At 69.9% G+C, this 21,762-nt stretch carries 20 protein-coding genes and 1 tRNA gene; 10 read left to right on the forward strand and 11 right to left on the reverse strand.

Going from position 1 to position 21,762, the window contains the following annotated elements:
• Positions 1–59: 59 nt before the first annotated feature.
• From AB0H56_RS07970 to AB0H56_RS07990, 5 genes are all read right to left on the reverse strand, one after another.
• Positions 60–575, reverse strand: coding sequence for a hypothetical protein (locus AB0H56_RS07970; protein WP_357158900.1), 516 nt, complete (start codon positions 573–575; stop codon positions 60–62).
• Positions 572–2,422 (reverse strand): alpha/beta hydrolase, encoded by a 1,851-nt coding sequence (locus tag AB0H56_RS07975; RefSeq protein ID WP_357158903.1) that lies wholly within the window; start codon positions 2,420–2,422, stop codon positions 572–574. The genes AB0H56_RS07970 and AB0H56_RS07975 overlap by 4 nt, the downstream gene beginning before the upstream one ends.
• Positions 2,422–2,712: a type VII secretion target gene (locus tag AB0H56_RS07980; protein ID WP_357158906.1), complete on the reverse strand. Its 291-nt coding sequence runs from the start codon at positions 2,710–2,712 to the stop codon at positions 2,422–2,424. The genes AB0H56_RS07975 and AB0H56_RS07980 overlap by 1 nt, the downstream gene beginning before the upstream one ends.
• A 91-nt stretch (positions 2,713–2,803) precedes the next feature.
• Positions 2,804–3,286: a Fur family transcriptional regulator gene (locus AB0H56_RS07985; protein WP_280344869.1), complete on the reverse strand. Its 483-nt coding sequence runs from the start codon at positions 3,284–3,286 to the stop codon at positions 2,804–2,806.
• Entirely contained in the window at positions 3,258–3,608 is a 351-nt protein-coding gene (locus AB0H56_RS07990) for a metalloregulator ArsR/SmtB family transcription factor (RefSeq protein ID WP_110039590.1), read from the reverse strand. The genes AB0H56_RS07985 and AB0H56_RS07990 overlap by 29 nt, the downstream gene beginning before the upstream one ends.
• A 199-nt stretch (positions 3,609–3,807) precedes the next feature.
• Between AB0H56_RS07990 and AB0H56_RS07995 the strand changes: the two genes are divergently transcribed.
• Both AB0H56_RS07995 and AB0H56_RS08000 read left to right on the forward strand, forming a co-directional pair.
• A complete protein-coding gene (locus AB0H56_RS07995) occupies positions 3,808–5,193 on the forward strand; it encodes a glycine--tRNA ligase (RefSeq protein WP_232997466.1) in 1,386 nt (461 codons plus the stop codon).
• 146 nt (positions 5,194–5,339) lie between these two features.
• Positions 5,340–6,611 (forward strand): acyltransferase, encoded by a 1,272-nt coding sequence (locus AB0H56_RS08000; RefSeq protein WP_357158909.1) that lies wholly within the window; start codon positions 5,340–5,342, stop codon positions 6,609–6,611.
• Positions 6,612–6,747: 136 nt separating this feature from the next.
• On the opposite strand, the gene AB0H56_RS08005 is transcribed toward AB0H56_RS08000, so the two are convergent.
• Together AB0H56_RS08005 and AB0H56_RS08010 are read right to left on the reverse strand one after the other, a co-directional pair.
• Complete coding sequence (locus AB0H56_RS08005) at positions 6,748–7,566, reverse strand: MerR family transcriptional regulator (protein ID WP_357158912.1); 819 nt, start codon at positions 7,564–7,566, stop codon at positions 6,748–6,750.
• A gap of 48 nt (positions 7,567–7,614) precedes the next feature.
• Positions 7,615–9,603, reverse strand: coding sequence for a TPM domain-containing protein (locus AB0H56_RS08010; RefSeq protein WP_357158915.1), 1,989 nt, complete (start codon positions 9,601–9,603; stop codon positions 7,615–7,617).
• Between the two features lie 72 nt (positions 9,604–9,675).
• On the opposite strand from AB0H56_RS08010, the gene AB0H56_RS08015 reads away from it, so the two are divergent.
• The 4 genes from AB0H56_RS08015 (at position 9,676) to dnaG (ending at position 14,435) form a co-directional block, all read left to right on the forward strand.
• Positions 9,676–10,353 carry an MBL fold metallo-hydrolase gene (locus tag AB0H56_RS08015; RefSeq protein WP_357158918.1) on the forward strand — a complete coding sequence of 226 codons (678 nt, stop codon included), beginning with the start codon at positions 9,676–9,678 and terminating at the stop codon, positions 10,351–10,353.
• 183 nt (positions 10,354–10,536) lie between these two features.
• Entirely contained in the window at positions 10,537–11,229 is a 693-nt protein-coding gene (locus AB0H56_RS08020; RefSeq protein ID WP_357158921.1) for a YdcF family protein, read from the forward strand.
• A gap of 6 nt (positions 11,230–11,235) precedes the next feature.
• Complete coding sequence (locus AB0H56_RS08025) at positions 11,236–12,489, forward strand: deoxyguanosinetriphosphate triphosphohydrolase (RefSeq protein ID WP_357158924.1); 1,254 nt, start codon at positions 11,236–11,238, stop codon at positions 12,487–12,489.
• A gap of 23 nt (positions 12,490–12,512) precedes the next feature.
• A complete protein-coding gene (dnaG, locus tag AB0H56_RS08030; RefSeq protein ID WP_357158927.1) occupies positions 12,513–14,435 on the forward strand; it encodes a DNA primase in 1,923 nt (640 codons plus the stop codon).
• 1 nt (position 14,436) lies between these two features.
• Here dnaG and AB0H56_RS08035 read toward each other — a convergent pair whose 3' ends face one another.
• On the reverse strand, positions 14,437–14,682 hold the full coding sequence (locus AB0H56_RS08035; protein WP_110039640.1) for a hypothetical protein: 246 nt from the start codon (positions 14,680–14,682) through the stop codon (positions 14,437–14,439).
• A gap of 203 nt (positions 14,683–14,885) precedes the next feature.
• Between AB0H56_RS08035 and AB0H56_RS08040 the strand changes: the two genes are divergently transcribed.
• Positions 14,886–14,958, forward strand: a tRNA-Asn gene (locus AB0H56_RS08040).
• Positions 14,959–15,210: 252 nt separating this feature from the next.
• Positions 15,211–16,419, forward strand: a complete 1,209-nt coding sequence (locus tag AB0H56_RS08045) for an FAD-dependent oxidoreductase (protein ID WP_357158930.1) — start codon at positions 15,211–15,213, stop codon at positions 16,417–16,419.
• Between the two features lie 65 nt (positions 16,420–16,484).
• Here the strand turns inward: AB0H56_RS08045 and AB0H56_RS08050 are convergent, their stop codons facing one another.
• From AB0H56_RS08050 to AB0H56_RS08060, 3 genes are all read right to left on the reverse strand, one after another.
• Positions 16,485–17,213 carry a PaaX family transcriptional regulator C-terminal domain-containing protein gene (locus AB0H56_RS08050; RefSeq protein ID WP_357158933.1) on the reverse strand — a complete coding sequence of 243 codons (729 nt, stop codon included), beginning with the start codon at positions 17,211–17,213 and terminating at the stop codon, positions 16,485–16,487.
• 97 nt (positions 17,214–17,310) lie between these two features.
• On the reverse strand, positions 17,311–18,333 hold the full coding sequence (locus AB0H56_RS08055) for a hypothetical protein (RefSeq protein ID WP_357158936.1): 1,023 nt from the start codon (positions 18,331–18,333) through the stop codon (positions 17,311–17,313).
• Entirely contained in the window at positions 18,320–18,928 is a 609-nt protein-coding gene (locus tag AB0H56_RS08060; RefSeq protein WP_357158939.1) for a TetR/AcrR family transcriptional regulator, read from the reverse strand. The genes AB0H56_RS08055 and AB0H56_RS08060 overlap by 14 nt, the downstream gene beginning before the upstream one ends.
• Before the next feature lie 145 nt (positions 18,929–19,073).
• Here AB0H56_RS08060 and AB0H56_RS08065 point away from each other — a divergent pair, with 145 nt between their 5' ends.
• Together AB0H56_RS08065 and AB0H56_RS08070 are read left to right on the forward strand one after the other, a co-directional pair.
• Complete coding sequence (locus AB0H56_RS08065; protein WP_357158942.1) at positions 19,074–20,705, forward strand: acyl-CoA dehydrogenase family protein; 1,632 nt, start codon at positions 19,074–19,076, stop codon at positions 20,703–20,705.
• A gap of 23 nt (positions 20,706–20,728) precedes the next feature.
• Positions 20,729–21,733, forward strand: coding sequence for a diiron oxygenase (locus AB0H56_RS08070; RefSeq protein WP_357158945.1), 1,005 nt, complete (start codon positions 20,729–20,731; stop codon positions 21,731–21,733).
• Positions 21,734–21,762 lie beyond the last annotated feature (29 nt).

The following is a 21,762-nucleotide window of genomic DNA, read 5'->3' on the forward strand; positions in this document are numbered from 1 at the left end:
CAGCAGCGCTCGTCTCGAGCGGTGACGGCGGTGTCGAGTCTAGTCGGTGGCGTGCTCCCTCACTCGGCCGCGCAGGGGGCGGTGGAGGTGATCGAGAACCGCACTTCCCGCTTCGGGCCCACCGTCTCGCGCCACGACGAGATCGAGAATCCCCTGGCATCGGTGTAGGTCTTGCTCGCCGGATCCTGGGCCGGGTTCTGGCTCGGGGTGAAGGTGTAGCCGCGCGCGGTCATCGCCGCCAGGTTGGTCAGCGCGCGGTAGATGAACTCCTGCGGCGGGTCGATCACGGTCTGTTCGTAGCGTGGCCGCCACGGCGGCCCGGCGGCCGCGATGTCGGTCATCTTGGATCGACAGCCCTGGCTCGCGTCGACCGTCGCGGGGTCGACGGTCACGGGCTCCGGCCAGACGAGCGAGAAATTCTCGGCGACGATCGGGCGGGCCGCGGCCACGGTGAGGCCGGTACCGGCCAGGACCTCGTCGTTGTCCGGACCCTTCTCGCCGTTGAACGTCTCCTCCGGCGAACAGCTCGTCAGGACGAGCATCGCGAGGGCGGCCAGCGCGACGCGGGCCCTCATCGGATGCCGATCCTGGCGCCGAGACCGGGATTGTCGGTGATCCGGGGATCGGCGTAGGGGTCGAGCTCGATGCCGAGGGCCCCGGCCGTCTGCGCCGCAGCGGCCGCCTTCGCGGCGTCGAATCCTTCCTTGGCGCCGTTTCCGTTGTCGCCCAAGCCGATATCGACGACATCGGTCTCGATGCCGCGTTCCACGTAAGCGGTCGCCCCCGTCCCCGCGATGACGCCCGCGATGTTCTCGAACGCCGTCGACCGCGGATCGTTCCAATAGCCGCCGTGACCGTCGGTGCCGAAGATGACCTCGCCTGCCTCGTGACCGTCGCGGGCGCTCCCGTAGAACCCGGTGTCGAGCCGGATGACGCCCGGAGCCTCGTCGGGGTCGCCGCCCAGGGCTTCGGAAGCGTGCGGGTTCCCCGGCAGCTGGATGCCGCCGGGCACGGTGAGCCCGCCTTCCGGGTAGGACTGCACGACGCCGATCAGATCGCCGGGCGCGGTCATCGAATAGCGCTGGACATCGGGGTTGGGATTGTTCCAGCCCGTGTCGAACACGCCGGTCCCCGCCGACGAGGCGTGCAGGATCCGATCGGCGCGCAGACCGAGCTGTTCGGCGGAGCCGACGATCGAGCCGCCGTAGGAGTGCCCCACATAGGTCACCGGGGTACCCGGCGCGCTCGTGGCCACCTCGCGGTCGATCTCACGGCCGAACTCGACAAGCCGCGGCGCCATGTCGGCGGCGAAACGCGGGCTCGGCGCTCCGTCGGAGAGGCTGGTCAGGCTCTGCGGGAAATCGCCCTCCATGTACAGGAACACCGGGCCGCCGGTCTTGTCGGCCAGATTCCAGGCGGCGACATGGTTGGACCCGGAGCCGTTCAAGTTCGTCGAGGTGCCGGGCACATACACCCCGACGCCGGACGCGCCGGTCTTCATCTCGCCGAGCATCTCGATCATCCGGCCGTTGCCCTCGGTGCTGAACATGACGAATTTGCGGTCGACCATGTCCAGGCGCGGGGTCGCGGTCGCGGCGGCCGTGGTGTCGAGCGTGCCCGTGCCCTCGGGATTCGGGATGGGCGCGAGCATCGCCTCGAGCTGCCGCACGCGGGACTCGTCCGGGTCCACTTTCGCCTTCTCGGTGGTCAGCGCGTTGCGGATGACGATCTCGTTCGCTTCGACGCGCATCGCGAACGGTACCCCGTTGAGATTGCCCAGCTTCTCTGGCGCCGCGATCACCAACTGCCGCTGCGCTTCCGGGCTCAGCCCGGACAGGAAGGCTGCGCGCTCGTCGGCCGACATCGCGGCCAGCTGGATCGCGACCGCGTCCGGGTCGCGGACGGTGCCGTCGGCCAGGGTGATGTCGGGTTGGCCGTCGCGCATGGCCGTGAGGTCGGCCAGCGATTCCTTCAGGCTGGTGCCGAACTGGTTGTCCAGCCGCTCGATCTCGTCGAGCCCACCGAAGAGGTTGAGCTGGAAGACACCGGCCGCGCCCTCCTTGTCGGGGTCGGGGTGCGATACCCGGCCGTCGGGCTCGACCGAGAACCCCTGGCCGACGGCGAGATCCCGCTGGCCGAGCACGTAGGTCCTGGCGTGGTTCAGGCCGAGATGGGCGTCGGCGGCCGCGTCGGCGATGCGCAGGAGCACGGTGCGCACTTCGTATCCGTGGTCGACTTCCTCATCGATGCGCCGCCCCGCGGCGTCCCTGGTGCGGCCGTGCCAGGAGCCGAGCGAGGAGACCGCGCGGGAGCAGTCGTCGACCGAGGCGGACACGACATCGGCGTTGGCGCGGGCGGTGTCGGCGGTGCGCTGCAGGCCGGCGAGGTTCCAGCCGTCCAGCTGGGGGATCGTCGGCCGCATCAGCGGGGGCTCAGCTTCCCGATCTCGTCCGCGATCGCGCCGTCCGCGGCTTGGATGTCGGCCGAGAACGTGTCGAGGAGATCGGCGAGGGTGGTGAACCTGGTCGCGATGGCGGTCATGGCCTGGTGTGCCGGGTCGGCCAGTGCGCGGGCGGCGGCGAGGACATCGCTGCCGTCCCCCGTGGCCTCGCCGCTCGCGGTCCACGGCAGCGCGCCGACCTCGCCCGCCTCCCGCCGCCACGTCGTGGCCATCGTCGTCAACTGATCAGGTTCCACACCCAGCGTGCTCACGAATCCCCCTGCCGCGCGGATCGGTCTCTTCGTGAAGGTTGGACGGGGCACGCGAAGCGGGGGTTCCATGGTGTGATATGAGTCACATGAGCTAGACGGAGGCGGGCTGGTCCTTCGTCGCGGCCGCGTGCTCGCACACGCACTCGCGGCAGGTGCCGAAGATCTCCAGGGTGTGGCTGACGTCGGTGAAACCGTGCTCGCCGGCGATCGCCTCGGCCCATGCCTCCACTGTCGGGCCGGCCACCTCGACGGTGCGGCCACAGTGCCGGCAGACCAGGTGATGGTGGTGGCCGCTGGAGCACTGGCGGTAGACCGATTCCCCCGAGTCGGTGCGCAGCACGTCGACCATGCCCGCGTCGGCCAGCGACTGCAGGGTCCGGTAGACGGTGGTCAGGCCGATACCCTCGCCGCGTTTGCGGAGCTCGTCGTGCAGCTCCTGGGCCGAGCGGAATTCGTCGATGTCGCCGAGCAGCGCGGAGATCGCGCTGCGCTGACGAGTGCTGCGAACTCCGACCTGCTTCGCGGCGGGATTGTCTGCCAACGGTTTACCCTTCCTCGGCGTGGGCGACGGCATCGATGACGATATGCGCCAGGTGATCGTCGACGAGTTCGTAGAGCACCTCGCGGCCCGACCGCTCGCCGTGCACGACGCCCGCGGACTTGAGAATGCGCAGATGCTGGCTGACCAGCGGCTGGGTCACCCCGAGCGCGTCGACCAGCTCGTGCACGCAGCGCGGCGACTCGCGCAACTGCAGCACGATCGCGATCCGCACCGGCGCGGCCAGCGCGCGTAACAGCTCACCCGCGTCCTCGAGCACCTGGCGGGCGGGAACCGTCGCCGGGGCGGGGGAGTGATACGGGCTGTGCGCGTGGGCGGCCGTGGCATCGGTGGTCATCAACCAACTCCTTAATGGAAACCGATGCCATTTTGACATGCAAAAGTGCGCATGTCGAATGAGGCGCGCGGCGACGCCACCGGGAACAGGGTGAATCCGTGTCCGGCCGCATTCCGACGTGCGGTGCGAAACCGTTCGGCCGGTGCCGATACCCTTGTCATCAATACTGTCCGACTCCCTAGGGATGGAGAAATCTCGCGTGGCACCCAAGTCGAAGGTGGACACCGTTGCCAACCTCGCCAAGCGCCGGGGTCTGGTCTACCCGTGCGGTGAGATCTACGGAGGCACCAAGTCGGCCTGGGACTACGGTCCGCTGGGCGTCGAACTGAAGGAGAACATCAAGCGGCAGTGGTGGCGCAGCATGGTCACCAGCCGCGACGACGTGGTCGGCCTCGACTCCTCGGTGATCCTGCCGCGCCAGGTCTGGGAGGCCTCCGGCCACGTCGAGACCTTCTCCGACCCGCTGGTCGAGTCGCTGCACACGCACAAGCGCTACCGCGCCGACCACCTCCTCGAAGCCTACGAGGAGAAGCACGGCCACCCGCCGGCCAACGGCCTGGCCGACATCAACGATCCCGAGACCGGCCAGCCCGGCAAGTGGACCGAGCCCAAGAACTTCTCCGGTCTGCTCAAGACCTTCCTCGGCCCGGTCGACGACGAAGAGGGCCTGCACTACCTGCGTCCCGAGACCGCGCAGGGCATCTTCGTCAACTACAAGAACGTCGAGACCACCGCGCGCAAGAAGCCGCCGTTCGGCATCGCCCAGATCGGCAAGAGCTTCCGCAACGAGATCACTCCCGGCAACTTCATCTTCCGGACCCGCGAGTTCGAGCAGATGGAGATGGAGTTCTTCGTCAAGCCCGGCGAAGACGCCGAGTGGCACAAGTACTGGATCGACACCCGCCTGGCCTGGTACACCGACCTCGGCATCGATCCGGAGAACCTGCGCCTCTACGACCACCCCAAGGAAAAGCTGTCGCACTACTCGGCGGGCACCACCGACATCGAGTACCGCTTCCGCTTCCAGGGCAGCGAGTGGGGCGAGCTCGAGGGCATCGCCAACCGCACCGACTACGACCTCAAGACGCACTCGGAGCACTCCGGCACCGACCTGAGCTTCTTCGATCAGGCCTCCGGTGAGCGCTACATCCCGTACTGCATCGAGCCCGCGGCCGGTCTGACCCGCTCGCTGATGGCGTTCCTGGTCGACGCCTACGCCGAGGACGAGGCGCCCAACGCCAAGGGCGGCGTCGACGTGCGCACGGTGCTGCGCCTTGACCGTCGCCTGTCGCCGGTCAAGGCCGCGGTGCTGCCGCTCTCGCGCAACGCCGACCTCACCCCGAAGGCCAAGGATCTCGCCGCCCAGCTGCGCCGCAACTGGAACGTCGACTTCGACGACGCGGGCGCCATCGGCCGCCGCTACCGTCGCCAGGACGAGATCGGCACCCCGTTCTGCATCACGGTCGACTTCGACACCCTCGACGACCAGGCCGTGACGATCCGTGAGCGTGACTCGATGGCCCAGGAGCGCATCGCCCTGGACAAGGTGGAGAGCTACCTGGCCACCCACCTGCTCGGCGCCTGATCAGTCGCTGACCGAAGCCCGCGCCGTCCGCCGGCGCGGGCTTCGTCGCGTCGCGGGCCGGTAGCGACGGCCGCGCGCCGTGGAGGCGATCACACTGCGTACCCGACGGTTTGCGTCCGGTGGCCGCGTGCCGCACAGTGTCCGATGTGCTGTGGGAACCGGAAGACGTGGTGCGGGTGCTCGACCCCTCCGAACAGCGATTCGTGCGGCACGCCACCTACACCGGACGATCGGTGACGGTGCGTGGCGAACTCGACGCGGCGGCGCTCGGCGCGGCCTTCGCCGCCCTGCAGCGTGCCTTCCCGATCCTGGTGGCCCGCATCGTCGAGGACGCCGAGGAGAACGGAATCCTGTTGCGCCCCGGGCACATCGATCCGGTCGGCGCGTGGGTGAGTTTCGGTGATCCGGACGAGGTGCGGATCCCGACCGAGTCGATGGATCCCGCCGATCAGCTGGCGTATCTGGATGTGGTTCTCGCCGAGGAGGATCGGGCGAGGATCACGCTGTTCGTGCATCACGCCGTCGCCGATGCGGGACATTGCGTGGAACTGTTCGCGCGGCTGTGGGGGTACTACACCGACCACGTGGAGACCGGGACGATCGCGGCCGCCGCGAGGGAGTACCCGGTGTCGCTGGAATCGCTGCTGGCCCAGCGGGGGACCGTGCGCGGGTCGCGGTCCGGCCTCGAGGCAGTCGTCCGGCCGCTGGTCGTCGCCGACGCCGTCGGGGTGATAGAGCCGTCGCCACCCGCCACGCCCGCCCTGGCCCGGCCCGCCCGGATCCAGTTGGACCCCACCGAGACCGCGCGGGTCCTCGAGCTGGCACGCACCCACGCGGTGAGTGTGAACGGACTGGTCACCGCGGCCGCCCTGCGCGCGTTCGCGACGCTCTACGGCGTCGAGCAGGTCGGCTGCCTCTATCCCGTCGACCTGCGCAGGCGCCTTGACCCGCCGCTCGCGCCCGCCGCGGGCACCAACATCTCCGGCCTTGCCGCCTTCACCACCGACGTGACCGCCACCGACGACCTCGTCGCGCTGGCCCGCCGGATCGGCACCGCCCTGCACGACGACCTGGCCGGCGGGGTGATCGAACAGTCGGTCCTGCACTTCCCCGACTTCTTCGGGCCCACCCGCGTGCACTCCACCGCCGGGCACATCGCCCTGACCAACACCGGCACGGTCCCCACTTTTCGTGCCCCCACGGGCCTGATCCTCGACGACTACGAGATCGTCTACCTCTCGGCCCACCCCCGTCCGTCCACCGGCGCCTCGGCCGCCGTGACCTTCCTCGTCTACACCTATCTCGGCCGCCTCACCCTGGCCAGGCTCGGCGGCGGACCGCGGGCGACCGAACTGCTGCCCGCGCTCGCCGCCGAGCTGACCGGCCACGCCGAGGCGGCGGTCGCCGCCAGCGCCTAGCTGCCGGCAACCATCTGATCGAACGCCGTCATGAGCGCGTCACCGTGCTGGGACACAATCCGCGGGTGGCCGCGCCCATGCGGTTGCGCGTCTGCGGCTCGGTGAATCCACCCTCCGTGCCCATGCCCGGCGCGGATCAGCGTGGTGTGATCGGCTCCTGGAGTTCGGTGACCCAGCCTGCGGGGTCGGGGGTCCATTCCAGGGTGACCTCGCGGAACGGCGCCGCCGTGCGGTAGCCGTTGTTCTCCACCCAGCGGCCCAGTGCCTGCCACGCCGCGCCGATGCCGTCGACACTGCCGCGATGGATCGTCGTCGCCACGCGTTCCTGAGCGGGCAGATCGACAATCGAGAAGCCCGGCGCCGCCGCGGGTTCCACGTTCACCGGCAGGCATGCGTGGACACCGACGGTGCCGTCGGGCAGCTCGCGGTAGTAGGCGATCGCCGGGCCGACCACCGCGATGCCCGCCTCGGTGATCCGTTCCCACAGGCCATGGCACAGCGGCTGGATCACCGGGCTGATCGCGCCCGGTTCGAAACCCGCGGCGACCCCGGTCGATTCGGCCACCCGCACCGCGGGCAGCGACTTGATCACGACGTCCTGATCGGGCATGACGCCCTCCTTCTCGATGATGCGAAGACGCGCTTCGACCTCGGTCAGCCTGCCGCGGTCCGCGGCGATCCGCTGCTCCAGCTCGGCCCGGCGCAACGCGAGCATGCCGCGCAGTTCCCCGAGTTCGGGTCCGGGATCGAGCATTCGGCCCACCTGTTCGAGACTGAACCCGAGCTCCTTCAGCGCGACGAGCCGGTTGAGCCGGGCCAGCTGCGCGGCCGCGTAGAACCGGTAGCCGGTGGCCGGATCGACCCGGGCGGGCCGCAACAATCCGACCGCGTCGTAGTGGCGCAGCATGCGCACCGACACCTGACCGTGTCTGGCGAAATCTCCGATACTGAACATGACCTCCCCAGGTGTAGGACCTCACACGGTGTCAGGGTCAAGCGCCGGTCAGAATCGGCCGCCCCGGCTCACCCGCCGCGACCCCGAGGATCCACCGTAGGACCCCGGCCGGTACCCGCCACCACCGAATCCGCCGCCGCCACGCCGCGTCGCGCCGCCGATCGAGCCGCGCAGGAAACCGTCGAGCAGGATGCCGCCGAGGATCGCGCCTGCCTGCGAACCGCCGCCCGCCACGGGTTGCCGCGACTCCCAGGCCCGCACGCTCGCCTGCGCCTGCTGCAGCGCTCGCCCGCCCAGTTCGGCGGCGGTCTGTGCGCTGGTCAGCGCGCGATCCGGGGCGGCCGCGGCGAGCCCGCGCGCCTCGTCGAGGTGGCGCTGCGCCTCGGCGAGCCGGGTGCGCGCCTCGGCGTCGACACCCCCGCGCCGGGTGGTGATGAACGACGACGCGGCGGCCACCCGCGCGTCCGCGTCGGTGAGCGCGCGCTCGAGCCTGCGGCGCAGGTCCTCCACCGCGAGTTTGCGATCCGAGGCCGCCGCGATCGCCCGGTCCAGGGCGGCGTCGGCGGACACGGCGTCGTGGAAGGCGCCGAGCGGGTCGGTGTCGGCCGTGGCCGAGGCGCGATCCGCCGTCGCGGTGGCGGCGGTGACCGCGGCCGTCAGCTCGGGGCCGCCGAATTCGGTGAGACCCGCGGCGGCGGTGAGGTCGGCGCGCAGCTCGTCGAGGGCGGCGGGCAGTCCGTCGCGCGCCTGCTGGATGTTCGTCGCGGCCTGGTCGACCGCGTCGAGCAGGGCGCGGGCCTGACCGATGGCCGCTTCGGCGCCCCTGATCGCCGCGACAGCGCCGCCCTGCCGACCCACCGGCTGGGCGAGCGCGGTCCTGGCGGTGTCGATGTTGTGCTCGGCGAAGCGGATCCGCTCGGTGGCCATGCGCACGTTGTCCGCGATCGGGGCGAGGACAGTCGCGGGATGGGCCGAATGCAGCCGCGCCAGTTCGGCTTCGGAGGCGGGTCGCCGTGCGATCAGGTCGACGATGTCGCGGGTCAATCCCTCCAGCCGGGCGGACGCGTCGATGAGCAGGTCGCGCATGGCGTCGAAATCGGCGACCTGGGCGTCGAGTTCGCGGTCGGCCCTGCCCGCGGTGGACAGCAGCTCGACGAGCATGGCGCGTTGCTGGTCGGGTGTCTCGGGGATGGCGTCGTCGAGTTGCTGGCGGATCGTGAACGCCTTCGCCGTCGCCGCGCGGGCGGCGTCGAGGGCGGTGCGGAACGGGGTCACCGCGGTCTCCCCGAATTCGGAGGTGGCCAGGGCCAGTTCCTCTTCGCTGGTGCGCACGGCGTCGTCGATCTCGACCAGACGCTCGCGCGAGAGCGCGTGCAAGGTGGGCAGCGACAGCTTCGCCAGGCCCGCCGAATCGGCGGGGTCGAGCCCGCGCGCGGTGCCGAGTTCGGCGCGGTCGGCGTCGCGGCGCCGCTTGCGGGAGAACAGGATCAGCGCGCCCGCGACGGCGACGACCGCCAGCCCGATGCCGAGCAGCCAGCCCCACGGCACACCGGCGCCGCGCATCGCCGCGCCGATCCCGTCGGCGGTGTCCACCCCGGCCTGCGCCCATTTCCGTTCGCGCAGCGCGGGTTCCACCGTCCCGGCCAGCAGCGAGTCCAGTTCGCCGTCGCTGACCTCGGTGGGCAGGGTGCCGTTCAGCCAGTAGCCGCGGTCGTCGACGGCGACGGCGAGCAGCAGATCGCGATCGCTGAAGCCGGACAGCTCCGAGGTGCGCGCGGCCCAGTCCCGTGGCGCCATCGACGCGAAGTCGCGCACGTAGATCACCCACAGCTTCACCTGGTGATCGCGGTAGAGCCGGTCGACGGCGTCGAGGACCCGGCTCTCGTCGGCGCCGCTCAGCACCTCGGCGGAGTCGACCACCTGCGGACCCATCCGCGAGGGCGGCTCGGCCGCGGCCGTCGGCGCGCACAGCAGACTCAGCGCGGCGAGCAGCGCGCACAGCAGGGGAACGGCCGAACTCTTCTGCGACGGCGGCATGTGTCGAATCTAACGGGCAGCGCCCGACCACGCGGGTACGACGGCGCGGGGCGTGGCTTCTACGATCGGCGCATGGTCACAGTCGATCGTTCCTACACCGGTCATGTCACCGCGGACGGCGCCGCCGAGCAGCGCGAGGTCCCCGGCGCCCGCATCGTGAAGATGTCCGTCGGCCCGATGGACAACAACACCTATCTCGTCCAGCACTCGGCCACCGGCGCCGCCGTCCTCATCGACGCCGCCAACGACGCCACCCGCATCCTCGAGCTGGTCGGCCAGGAAGCGCCGGGCCGGGTCGAACTGCTGATCACCACCCACCGTCATCCCGACCACTGGCAGGCCCTCGCCGAGGTCAGCACGGCTCTCGACGTGGAAACCGCCGCCCACCCCCTCGACGCGGGGTCTCTGCCCGTCCCACCCGACCGCCTCCTCGCCGACGGCGACACGGTGCAACTGGGCGAGCTCTCCCTCGCCGTCATCCACCTGCGCGGCCACACCCCCGGCTCGATCGCGCTCGCCCTGGTCGACGAGGACAACCGGACCCACCTCTTCACGGGCGATTCCCTCTTCCCCGGTGGCGTGGGAAAGACGCACAGCCCGGCCGACTTCGACACCCTGCTCACCGATGTCACCACCAAGCTCTTCGATCGCTACCCCGACGACACCGTCGTCTACCCGGGCCACGGCGACGACACCACCCTCGGCACCGAACGCCCCCACCTGGCCGAATGGCGCGAACGCGGTTGGTGAGGCGTCCACTCGGCGCAGGAGAAGTGCCGGTCCGCGGCCGAGGCGTGCCCAGCCACCCGTGCGCTCGTCTGTGGCGCCGGCCGCGACCGCGTCCTGGGCCGGCGACGCTCGTTCACCGGACCGGAACCCGGCGGTGACCGCTGGCCTCATCGGGTGTCGGCCCGACCTGGCAGACTGATCAGGATGAGATCGGGTTTCCCGCGCACGACCGCTCCCGCCCCGGCCGCTACCCGTCCGCGCGGGTTCGGGTCCTCGGTGTCGCGCTGGATCGGCCGGTTGATCGCCGGGGCGGTGCTGATGGGGATCGTGCTGGTCGCCGGCACCGCGGTCCGGGTCTGGCAGGTCGCGCGCATCGACGACTACACCACCGCCGACGCGATCGTGGTGCTCGGCGCCGCGCAGTACTCGGGTACTCCGTCGTCGGTGTTCGAGGCGCGCCTCTACCAGGCCTGGCGGCTCTACGAGGCGGGCGTGGCGCCGCGGGTGATCACCGTCGGCGGGAAGCAGGAGGGCGACCTCTACACCGAGGCCGCCTCCGGCAAGCGCTATCTCGAGGACAAGGGCGTGCCCAGCGCGGACATCCTCGCCGTCGAGACCGGCTCCGACACGCTGCGCAGCGTCGAAGCGGTGGCGACCGCCATGCGGGCGCGCGACATGTCATCGGCCGTACTCGTCAGCGATCCGTGGCATTCACTGCGCACCAGGACGATGGCTCGCGACGCCGGACTGGACGCGTGGACCGCGCCGACCCGCACCGGACCGGCGGTCTACACCAGGGAATCACAGTTCCACGGCATCGCCCGCGAGACCGGCGCGCTGCTGTGGTACCAGCTCACCCATTTCTCGGCAGACTTCTCTTACACGGCGGGACAGTGAGATCCGATGAGCGACAGCTACACTCCGCACGACCGGGAACGGATGGTCCACGAACCGGGTAAGACCGCGTGGCCCGGCGCCGCGGGCAAGGGCCACCGCAGCGAGTTCTCCCGCGACCGCGCCCGCGTCCTGCACTCCGCGGCGCTGCGCCGCCTGGCCGACAAGACGCAGGTCATGGGACCGCGCGAGGGCGACACCCCGCGCACGCGGCTCACCCACTCGCTCGAGGTCGCCCAGATCGGCCGCAGCATCGCCGACGGCGTCGGCGCCGACCCGGACCTGGTCGACCTGGCGGGCCTGGCCCACGACATCGGCCATCCGCCCTACGGCCACAACGGCGAACGCGCGCTCGACGAATTCGCCGACGAATACGGCGGTTTCGAGGGCAACGCGCAGAATCTGCGCATCCTCACCAGGCTCGAGCCGAAGGTGCTCGACGCGGAGGGGGAGAGCGCGGGCCTCAACCTGACCCGTGCCGCCCTGGACGCGACCCTCAAATACCCGTGGGGCCGAACCGGTTCCGGCACCAAGTTCGGCGCCTACGAGGACGACCTCGAACGCCTGGCCTGGATCCGCAAGGACGCCCCGGAGCGCAAGCAGAGCCTGGAATGCCAGATCATGGACTGGTCCGACGACGTCGCCTATTCGGTGCACGACGTGGAGGACGGCGTGATCGTGGGCCGGATCGACCTGCGCGCCATGGCCGACCCCGCCGAGCAGGCCGCCCTCGCCGAACAGGGCCACGGCCAGCACCCCGACCAGTCGATCGAGGCGCTCGCCGCCGCCGCCCAGCGCCTGTCCGAACTGGACGTGGTGGCCGACGCCGCCGACTACGACGGCACCTTCGCCGCCTCGGTGGCTCTCAAGCGCCTCACCAGCGAGCTCGTCGGCCGCTTCGCCACCGCCGCGATCGCCGCCACCCGCGAGCACCAGGGCAGCGGCCCGCTCACCCGGTACCAGGCCGATCTGATCGTGCCGCCGATCGTCGCCGCCGAGGTCGCCGTGCTCAAGACGGTCGCCCTGCGCTACGTGCGCTCCGACCGCGGCCACCTGGCCAGGCAGCAGACCCAGCGCGATCGGGTGCAGGCCGTCGCCGACCGGCTGGTCACCACCGCGCCCGCCCACCTGGACGCGCTGATGCTGCCCTGGTGGAACGCCGCCACCGACGACACCGCCCGCGTCCGCGTGGTGATCGACCAGATCGCCTCCTACACCGAGAGCCGCTTCGAGCGCGTCGCCGCCTCGCTGGACTGCCGCTGAGACCGGCCGACTAGACTTCTCTCGTGGCCGGACGAATCCCAGATCGCGATATCGCGGCGATCCGTGAACGCGTCCGGATCGAAGACGTGGTGGGTGAGTACGTCGCGCTCAAGCGAGCGGGCGCCGACTCGATGAAGGGCCTGTGCCCGTTCCACGACGAGAAGTCGCCGTCGTTCCATGTGCGGCCCAACCACGGCCTGTTCCACTGCTTCGGCTGCGGCGAGGGCGGTGACGTCTACAAGTTCCTGCAGCAGATCGAGCACATCGGCTTCGTCGAGGCCGTCGAGCAGATGGCCGACCGGATCGGCTATCAGATCAACTACGAGGGCGGCGGCACCTCGGTCCAGCGTGACCGCGGCACCCGCTCCCGGCTGGTCGCCGCCAACGCCGCCGCGCACGAGTTCTACATGGCGCAGCTGCGCGAGCCCGAGGCCGAGACGGCCCGCAAGTACCTCACCGACCGCAACTTCGACGGCGCCGCCGCCCAGCAGTTCGGCTGCGGTTACGCCCCCGGCGGCTGGGATGTGCTCACCAAGCACCTGCTGCGCAAGGGTTTCGAGTTCAAGGAACTGGAAGCGGCAGGCCTGTCCAAGCAGGGCAAGCGCGGCCCGATCGACCGGTTCCACCGCCGCCTGCTGTGGCCGATCCGCAATCTCGGCGGCGAGGTGATCGGCTTCGGTGCGCGCAAGCTCTTCGACGACGACACCATGCCCGGCAAGTACGTGAACACGCCGGAGACGTTGCTGTACAAGAAGTCTCAGGTGCTGTTCGGGCTCGACCACGCCAAGCGCGAGATCTCCAAGGGACACCAGGCCGTCGTCGTCGAGGGCTACACCGATGTGATGGCGATGCACCTGGCCGGGGTGAAGACCGCCGTGGCCTCCTGCGGCACCGCCTTCGGCGAGGAGCATCTGCAGGTGCTGCGCCGGCTGCTGATGGACGACAACTTCTGGCGCGGCGAGATCATCTACACCTTCGACGGTGACGCGGCGGGCCAAGCCGCGGCCCTGAAGGCGTTCAGCGGCGACCAGCGTCTGGCGGGCCAGACCTACATCGCCGTCGCGCCCGACGGCCAGGATCCGTGCGAGCTGCGTCAGCGCTCCGGTGACGCGGCCGTGCGCGACCTGGTCGCGCGCCGAACCCCCCTCTACGAGTTCGTGATTCGCGGTCTGCTCGCCGAACACAACCTCGACGATGTCGAGGGCCGCGTGGAGGCGCTGCGCCGCACGGTGCCCGTAGTGGCCCAGATCAAGGACAACGCGACCCGCAAGGGCTACGCGACCAAGCTGGCCGGCTGGGTCGGCTGGGACGACATCCAGCTCGTGGTGCGCCGCGTCGGCGAGGAAGCCAAGAAGAACCGCATGGGCGCCAACGCGCCGGCCGGAAAGCCCGGCGCCGCGCCGTTCGCGGCGCCCAAGGTCGCGGAGGATTCCTCGGTGCGTCCGGCGCCGAACGATCCGGCGCTCTACGCCCAGCGGCAAACCCTCAGTGCCGCACTGCAATACCCCGGCATCGCGGGCGCCGTCTTCGACTCCATCGACGCGGCGGCGTTCACCCACCCCGCCTATGTCGCGGTGCGCATCATGATCGCGCAGGCGGGCGGTACCGCCGCCGGACTCGGCGGCGCCGAATGGGTCGCCGCCGTCGCCGACCACACCGACGACCTGATGATCCGCGCGCTCGTCTCCGAACTCGCCAACGAGCAGCTGCCCGTGCGCTCGCAGAACGATGTGCCGCGCTTCATCACCGGCATTCTCGCGCGCACCCAGGAGGCCTGGGTCGGCAGGCAGATCGCCGAGCTCAAATCCAAGCTGCAGCGCCTCTCGGCCAGCGAGGAACCCGACACCTACATGACCCTGTTCGGCGACCTCGTTGCGCTCGAGCAGTACCGCAAGAGCCTCGCCGCCCAGGCGATGGGCAGCGAGACCGACCCCGCCGGGGTCTGAGTCAGCGGCGCAGCTGGTCGTGCGGCACCAGCACGGTGGTGCGCTCGTCGATCGGCTCCATGGGCTCGAGCTGCGGGCGGGTGCTCAACTTGTCCGACAGCTTCTGCCTGCTCACCGACACCAGCTTCCTGGTGACCGGGCTTCCCGTGACGGCTCTGGTCGCCGCACTGATCTGCTCGTAGCGCGCGCGCCCGGCCTTGGTGCCCAGCACATAACCGGCCGCTACGCCGATGATCAACCGCAGCATCTCCTGGAGCTCCTCCCACGTCTGTGTGCGCGCTCCATCCTGCCCCAGCGGCCCCACCCCTGTCGACCCGCCCACGCACCACAAAACGCCGCATGTCCGCAGGTAGTGCCCCGATTTGGGAACCGGCGATCCCATGCGCTAAAGTTTCATCTCGGTCAGCCCGCCAAGGCAGACCGACCGAGTCTAACCACTCGGGGCACCATTCCCCTATAGCTCAATTGGCAGAGCAGCCGACTGTTAATCGGCAGGTTTCTGGTTCGAGTCCAGATGGGGGAGCGCAATCAGCAGGCCAGGCACAGTATATGTGCCTGGCCTGATTTCGTTGATGGGCAGCGACCGCTAGGTAGGCGCCTTCCTTCTCGGGCTTCTCGGCCCTCTGTCCGGATTATCGCGCGGTGAGCGTTTCGCTGTCGTTGATCGAACCGTACGTCAACTAAGGGTTGACGATTGCCTTTGCGTCAACTACTAGTTGACGCAAGGCGGCGTGAGCGGAACTCGCCGACAGCACATCGAATCGAGGAGTCGTGCATGGAACCCATCGACAGCGCACCGCGTCGGCACGCCGAACCCTCCGGCAGGCGGGCGACGGTGATCGGGGCGGGGATCGCCGGATTGGCTGCGGCGTTGAGATTGCGGCAGGAGGGGTGGGATGTCGTCGTGGTCGAACGCGCGCCCGGTCGCCGCAGTGGTGGCTACCTGGTGAATCTGCACGGGCCCGGATTCGACGCGGCCGAGCGGCTCGGGCTGGTTCCGGCGTTGGCCCCGCGCGATATCGGCTTCTTCACCTCCGTTCTCGTGCACGCCGACGGCCGGGAGAAGCTGAGAATTCCCGCCGCGGTCGCCGAGGCCGCCGTCGGGAGCCGGGCTCTGAGCTTGTTCCGCGGCGATCTGGAGTCGGCGCTGTACGCCGCTGTCGCCGAGTTCGCCGATATCCGCTTCGGCGCCACGGTCCGGGCCATCACCCAGACCCCAGGGGAGGTCGACGTCACCCTCGACGACGGCACCCGCCTCCGGGCCGAACTCCTCGTCGGTGCGGACGGCGTGCACTCCGGGGTTCGAGAACTCGTATTCGGTGCCGAGTCGGAGTATTTCGTGGACCTGGGCCATATGGTCGGCGCATTTCCGCTGGAAGAACCGCCCGCCCAGATGCCCGACGGTGTCGGCACCACGTACATCGGTCCCGGACGCACGGCCGCGGTGATGAACCTGGGCCCGGCGAGGTCCTCGGCGTTCTTCGCCTACCGCTGCCCCGATACCGACGCCGAACTGGCGCTCGGTGCCGCCCCCGCCCTCGGCCGGGCGTTCGGGGATCTCGGTGGCGGTGTCGCCGAGGCGGTTCGGCAGCTCGATGCCGCGCCCGGTACCGCCTACTTCGACTCGGTCGGCCAGATCGTGATGGACGACTGGAGCCAGGGCCGGGTCGTCCTGCTCGGCGACGCGGCCTGGTGCGTCACGGTGTTCGCGGGTTACGGCGCCGCCCTCGCCCTCGACGGTGCCGACCGGCTGGGCACCGCCCTGGCAGCGCACGGCGACGACATCCCCGCCGCCCTCGCGTCCTGGGAGGCGACGATGCGCCCAGAGGTGACCAAGCGACAGGCGTTGGCGCGGAGGGGAATCGGCCGATTCGCCCCGCCGTCACGCGCGCATGTGTGGGCGGGGGAGATGATGCTGCGCGCCATCCAGCTGCCGGGGATCCGTGGCCTGGTCCGGCGCTCCATCCAACGCGCGAACAACTAGCTGCCGGAGCGCTGATCGGCCGGGCTCGGCCCGCTCGCAGGTTCCCTCGGCCTGCCGCGGTGCCGTCACGGCACGTAGGTGGTGGCGAAAGTGGTGAATTCGGTGCGGAATTCGCGGTAGGCGTGGCGGAGGTCGGCGCCGGGCCATGGCGTGGGGAGGAATTCCGGGGGGAGGATCGGGTCGTGCAGGATGTGGCGGACGACGGCGGCCGCTACTTCGAGGCGGTCGCGCATCGCGTCGGCGGTGTCGAGGGCGGCCAGGAGTTTCGTCGCGGTGTCGGCCCAGTCGGTGGGGTGGAACAGGCGGGTGGCGAGCTCGGCGGGGTCGTCGGGGCGGCCGGTGACGTAGGTCAGCCGGTGGGCCGCGGTGATCTGGGCGGCGCCCAGGTTGTCCGGGCGGCCCCAGACGCCCTCGCGGATCTCGCCGAACTTGTTGGCCTGGAGTGATTCCCGCAGCAGGGTCCGATCGGCCGCGACCTCGGCGCCGGTGGTGACGATCGCCAGACGCCAGTCGCCGTCGTAGGGACGCAGGACCGGGTCGAGGGCGAGGTCCTGCAGTTTCTGGCGGTGCAGCAGTCGCGGGGTGAGCCGGTAGGTCGCGTCGTCGCGTTCGAGGTCGCCCGCCGACACCATGCGGGTCAGCGCCGCGCGCACCGTCGACTCCTGCAGGCCGAGTTCGGTCGCCAGGTGCACGATCGTCGCCGCGGGCGCCTGCGCCGGGTGCGCGCCGAGCAGCACGCTCAGGATCGCCGATCGAGCCGTCAGCCGGCGCAGCGGCAGCGAGTTCCGCACCATCGGTCGATGGTAGCCAGTCGGCGGTGCGTCTCCGCCACCGATCTCGATCGGCACCTGATTGCCCGACCCGGACCGGCCCGGACATGGCCGAGGCGGCCTACGACGCCACCAGGCGCCGGGGCCGCCTGCGCAGCCACAGGTAGCCGACGATCACGGCGACGAGAACGAGGAAGTGGAAAACGATGTCGTCGGTCCGTCCGCCGTTGGCGACGAGGAACAGGCCGAACAGCCACAGGGCCAGCACGGCGCCGAGGCAGCCGTCGAGTTGATGCCGTGCACTCCAACCCGGTCGCGCCACCCAGCGGCGCAGAATCGCGGCGAGGGCCGCGGCGAACGCCAGTGCGGCCAGCGTCCACACCACGAACGGTGCCGGGGTGCCGATGAAGGCGACCAGATACAGCATCAGCCACGCCAGTCCCGCACCGAATCCGACCCAGCCGACGGTCGCGGGCCCGGGGCACCGCTTCGGCGACGTGGTGGCCCACGGTCGGCGGCACCTGCAGGCCGACCACACCGGGAGGATCACCGCGGTGGCACCGCCGATGACCTGCGCGGCGGACAGGCGGAAATCGGACCGAACGAGCGAGATGAACACGAACACGGCGAACCCGATGGCGAACACACCCGCGAAGACGTTCAGCATCGAACGCGACAGCCAGGCGGTGTGCCGCTGGGCCGGAAAGATCAGGTGCGTCAACACGATCGGTATGACGATGCTCCACACCGCGTGGTATCCGGTGACAACGACCGCCCACAGCCAGTTCACCTCGAAGGCCCGCCCGTAGACGGTCTCACCGTCCATACCTTGCGGATTGAAGATCGTCTGGAGCCCGAGCCCTTCCTCGAGGACGGCGAAGGCGACGGCGAGCAGCAACAGCCCCCACTCGTTCAGGCCAAGGCGTTGCACTACTTCCCGGATCAGCAGTGCGCCCGCACCGTAGAAGCAGAGGATCGCCACGGCCCGCAGCGGTTGGGCTAGATAGCTGAATCGAAATGCCGCCCCGACGATTTCGCCGATCACCGGGGACAACACGAACAGTACCGAGACCGGCAGCGCGGTCGTGGAAGAGCGCTGAGAACGCGCGCGCCGCCCGCTGAAGCGGCCACTACGTCGCATCATGATCGGTCCCCCTGACCGTCATGGCGATGCCGTCGACGAACAGCGACGGCCAATCGCGTTCGAACACCGCGCGATCGACATCGCCGCGCTCGCGGATCTCCCGTGGCAGGTCGGTCATCGCGTTCATCAGCACCGAGGCGACGAGGCGGGCGTCTGTCGGGCGGAACTGGCCGCAGTCCTGTCCTTCGATGATGAACGAGTGCAATTCCGTCAGGCCCTTGACCCGCTCCGCGTCCTCGCTCACCCCACCCGCCTGGTCGTGGCGAGTGAACTGGGTCAACACGAGCATGGCAGGCAAGTTGTCGAGGCAGTAGGTGGCGAACCGCCGCAGCATCCCTTCCAGCGCCGAGACGTAGCTGTCGTCCACCTCGACGGGCTGCATCGCTTCGTCGACTCGCTGCTGGATCGTCGCGCGCATCTGATCGATCAGGCCCTGCCGGGACCCGAAGTGATAGTTGATCAGTCCCGGGCTCACCCGCGCGTGCGCCGCTATCGCGGCGTTCGACGCCTTCGTCAGTCCTACCTCCGCGATCGTCTCGATCGCGGCATCCACGAGTTGCCGCCGCCGTGCCAGCTCGATGAAGCTGGTCTTCACCCCTGCTGATGCCATAGTCAGAATTCTAATCGATGAATCAAAATTTTCGGCACCGCCACCGGGCATTGCAAATTTTCGTCATGCGATGCAAACTTGCAATATCGGTCGAGAGTGAGCCGCGACACGGACTGCCGGAAGGATCAGCATGGCAACCCACGAGGTGACGAATCAGGTACCGCCGCTGGTCGACTACGACGCGGCCGAATACCCGGTGGTGCTGGAAGCGCTGCGCCGGGCGGACGCCGGCCACGCCCTCGACGAGCTGCGCGAGGTCGGCAGGCTGGCGGGCAGCGCGCAGGCGCAGGAGTGGGGCGACCTCGCCGAGGCGCACCCGCCGGTGCTGAAGACCCACGATCGCTACGGCCATCGCGTCGACGAGGTCGTCTACGACCCCAGCTATCACCAGCTGATGACCAAGGCCATCGGCTTCGGCCTGCACGCCGCGCCGTGGGCCGACGAGCGCCCGGCGCCGCACCTGGTCCGGGCGGCCAAGATGAGCATCTGGGGGCAAGTGGACGCGGGCCACGGTTGCCCGATGTCGATGACCTACGCGGTGGTGCCCGCGCTGCGGGCGAATCCCGAACTCGCCGCACGCTACGAGCCGCTGCTCACCAGTGCGGTCTACGATCCCGAGCTGCGGGTGCCCACGAGCAAGCTCGGCCTCACGGCGGGCATGTCGATGACCGAGAAACAGGGCGGCTCCGACGTCCGCGCGAACACCACCACCGCCGTGCCGCAACCCGACGGTTCGTATCGGATCACCGGCCACAAGTGGTTCACCTCGGCGCCGATGTCGGACTTCTTCCTGGTGCTCGCGCAGGCGGCAGGCGGCCTGTCCTGTTTCTTCGTGCCCCGGGTGCTGCCCGACGGCACCCGCAACCCGTTCCGCCTGCAGCGGCTGAAGGACAAGCTGGGCAATCACTCCAATGCCAGCAGCGAGGTCGAATACGACGACACCGTCGGCTGGCTGGTCGGCGCCGAGGGCCGCGGCGTGCCGACCATCGTCGAGATGGTGAACCTCACCCGCCTCGACTGCATTCTCGGCAGCGCCGCGGGCATGCGGGTCGGGGTCACCAACGCGGCCCATCACGCCGCGCACCGCAGCGCCTTCGGCGCGACCCTCATCGATCAGCCGTTGATGCGCAACGTGCTCACCGATCTGGCCGTGGAGGCCGAGGCCGCGACGCTGGCCGGACTGTGGCTGGCCGAGCTCACCGACCGCGCGGTGGCCGGGGACGAGCAGGCCGCGACGCTGCGCCGGATCTCGCTGGCGGTGACCAAGTATCACGTCTGCAAGCGCGGTCCGATCCACGCCGCCGAGGCGCTGGAATGCCTGGGCGGCAACGGGTACGTCGAGGAGTCGCGGATGCCGCGGCTGTACCGGGAGGCGCCGCTGATGTCGGTGTGGGAGGGTTCCGGCAATGTCGCGGCCCTGGACACCCTGCGCGCCATGGCCAAACAGCCCGAGACCCTCGGCGTTTTCCTGGACGAGGTGAAATCGACGGCGGGTTCCTCGGCCGAACTCGACGCCGCGATCGCCCGCCTCGAGCGGGAATTCGGCGACTTCGAGACCATGCAGTACCGGGCCCGCCGGGTCGTCGGGCAGATGGCGCAGGTGCTGCAGGGCTCGCTGCTGGTCCGCTACGGACACCCGGCCGTCGCTGACGGGTACCTGCGCACCCGGCTCGCGGGCGACCGCGGTGACGTCTTCGGCACCCTCCCGCTCGGCATCGACACCGCGGCGATTCTCGAACGATCCACCCCGAAGCTCGCCTGAGCCCCGGACAAGGAGCGCGATCAATGACGATCACACCCGGACGCAATGCCGCGGGCGAGGCCATCGACTACGCCGAGATGCTGCACGCGCTGGCCGACGCCTCGGTCGACCGCGGCTTCAGCCCGTATCACGACATCGACTGGGACGCACCGGAATTCCAGGTGGTACCCGGCGACCGGCGCTGGATTCTGCCCGAATCCGACCTCATCGGCCGCCACCCCTGGTATCAATCGCTGCCGGAGTCGACGCGGATCGAGGTCGGCATGTACCGGCAGGCCGGCATGGCGAAGGTGGGGCTGCAGTTCGAGCAGCTGCTGATGTCCGGGGTCATGCTGTATCTGCTGAACCTGCCCAACGGCTCGGCCGAATTCCGTTACGCCACTCACGAAGTCATCGAAGAGTGCAATCACACGCTGATGTTCCAGCAGGCCGTCAACCGGGCCGGGGCGGATGTGGTCGGCTTCGGCAGGCTCTTCCGCGGCGTCGCGCCGCTGATCCCGCTGATCGCCCGGGTCTCGCCGACCTTCTTCTTCCTGTGCATCCTCGCCGGTGAGGAGCCGATCGATCACATCCAGAAGGCCTTCCTGCGCGGCCATCCCGATGACTACCACCCGATCCTGAAGGGTGTCATGCGGATTCACGTGGCCGAGGAAGCGCGCCACATCTCGTTCGCGCACGAGTTCGTCCGCAGGCACGTGCCGGAGTCGGGGCGCCTCGCGCGGGGCGCGCTGTCGGTGCTGTTGCCGGTGGCCATGCGGGTGGCGTGCGAGCTGATCGTTCCGCCCTCGCGGGAGTTCTGGTCCCGCTTCGATGTGCCCGATCACGTGCGGCGCGAGTTGTTCTGGGCGTCGGCCGGATCGCGCCGCGAACGGCGCGGATACTTCGGCGACGTGCGCGCGCTCGCCCACGAGGTGGGACTCATGAACCCGGTGGCGCGCGGTGTCTGGAAACTGGCGGGCATCGATGGGCCGCCCACGCGCTATCGCGGTGAGCCGGTCCGTGAACCGGCGCCCCGAGCTGCCGGCTGATCTCCACCCGTCGAACCCGAAGGAGCGCA

The organism is Nocardia sp. NPDC050717, from assembly GCF_040654275.1.
Taxonomy (GTDB): domain Bacteria; phylum Actinomycetota; class Actinomycetes; order Mycobacteriales; family Mycobacteriaceae; genus Nocardia.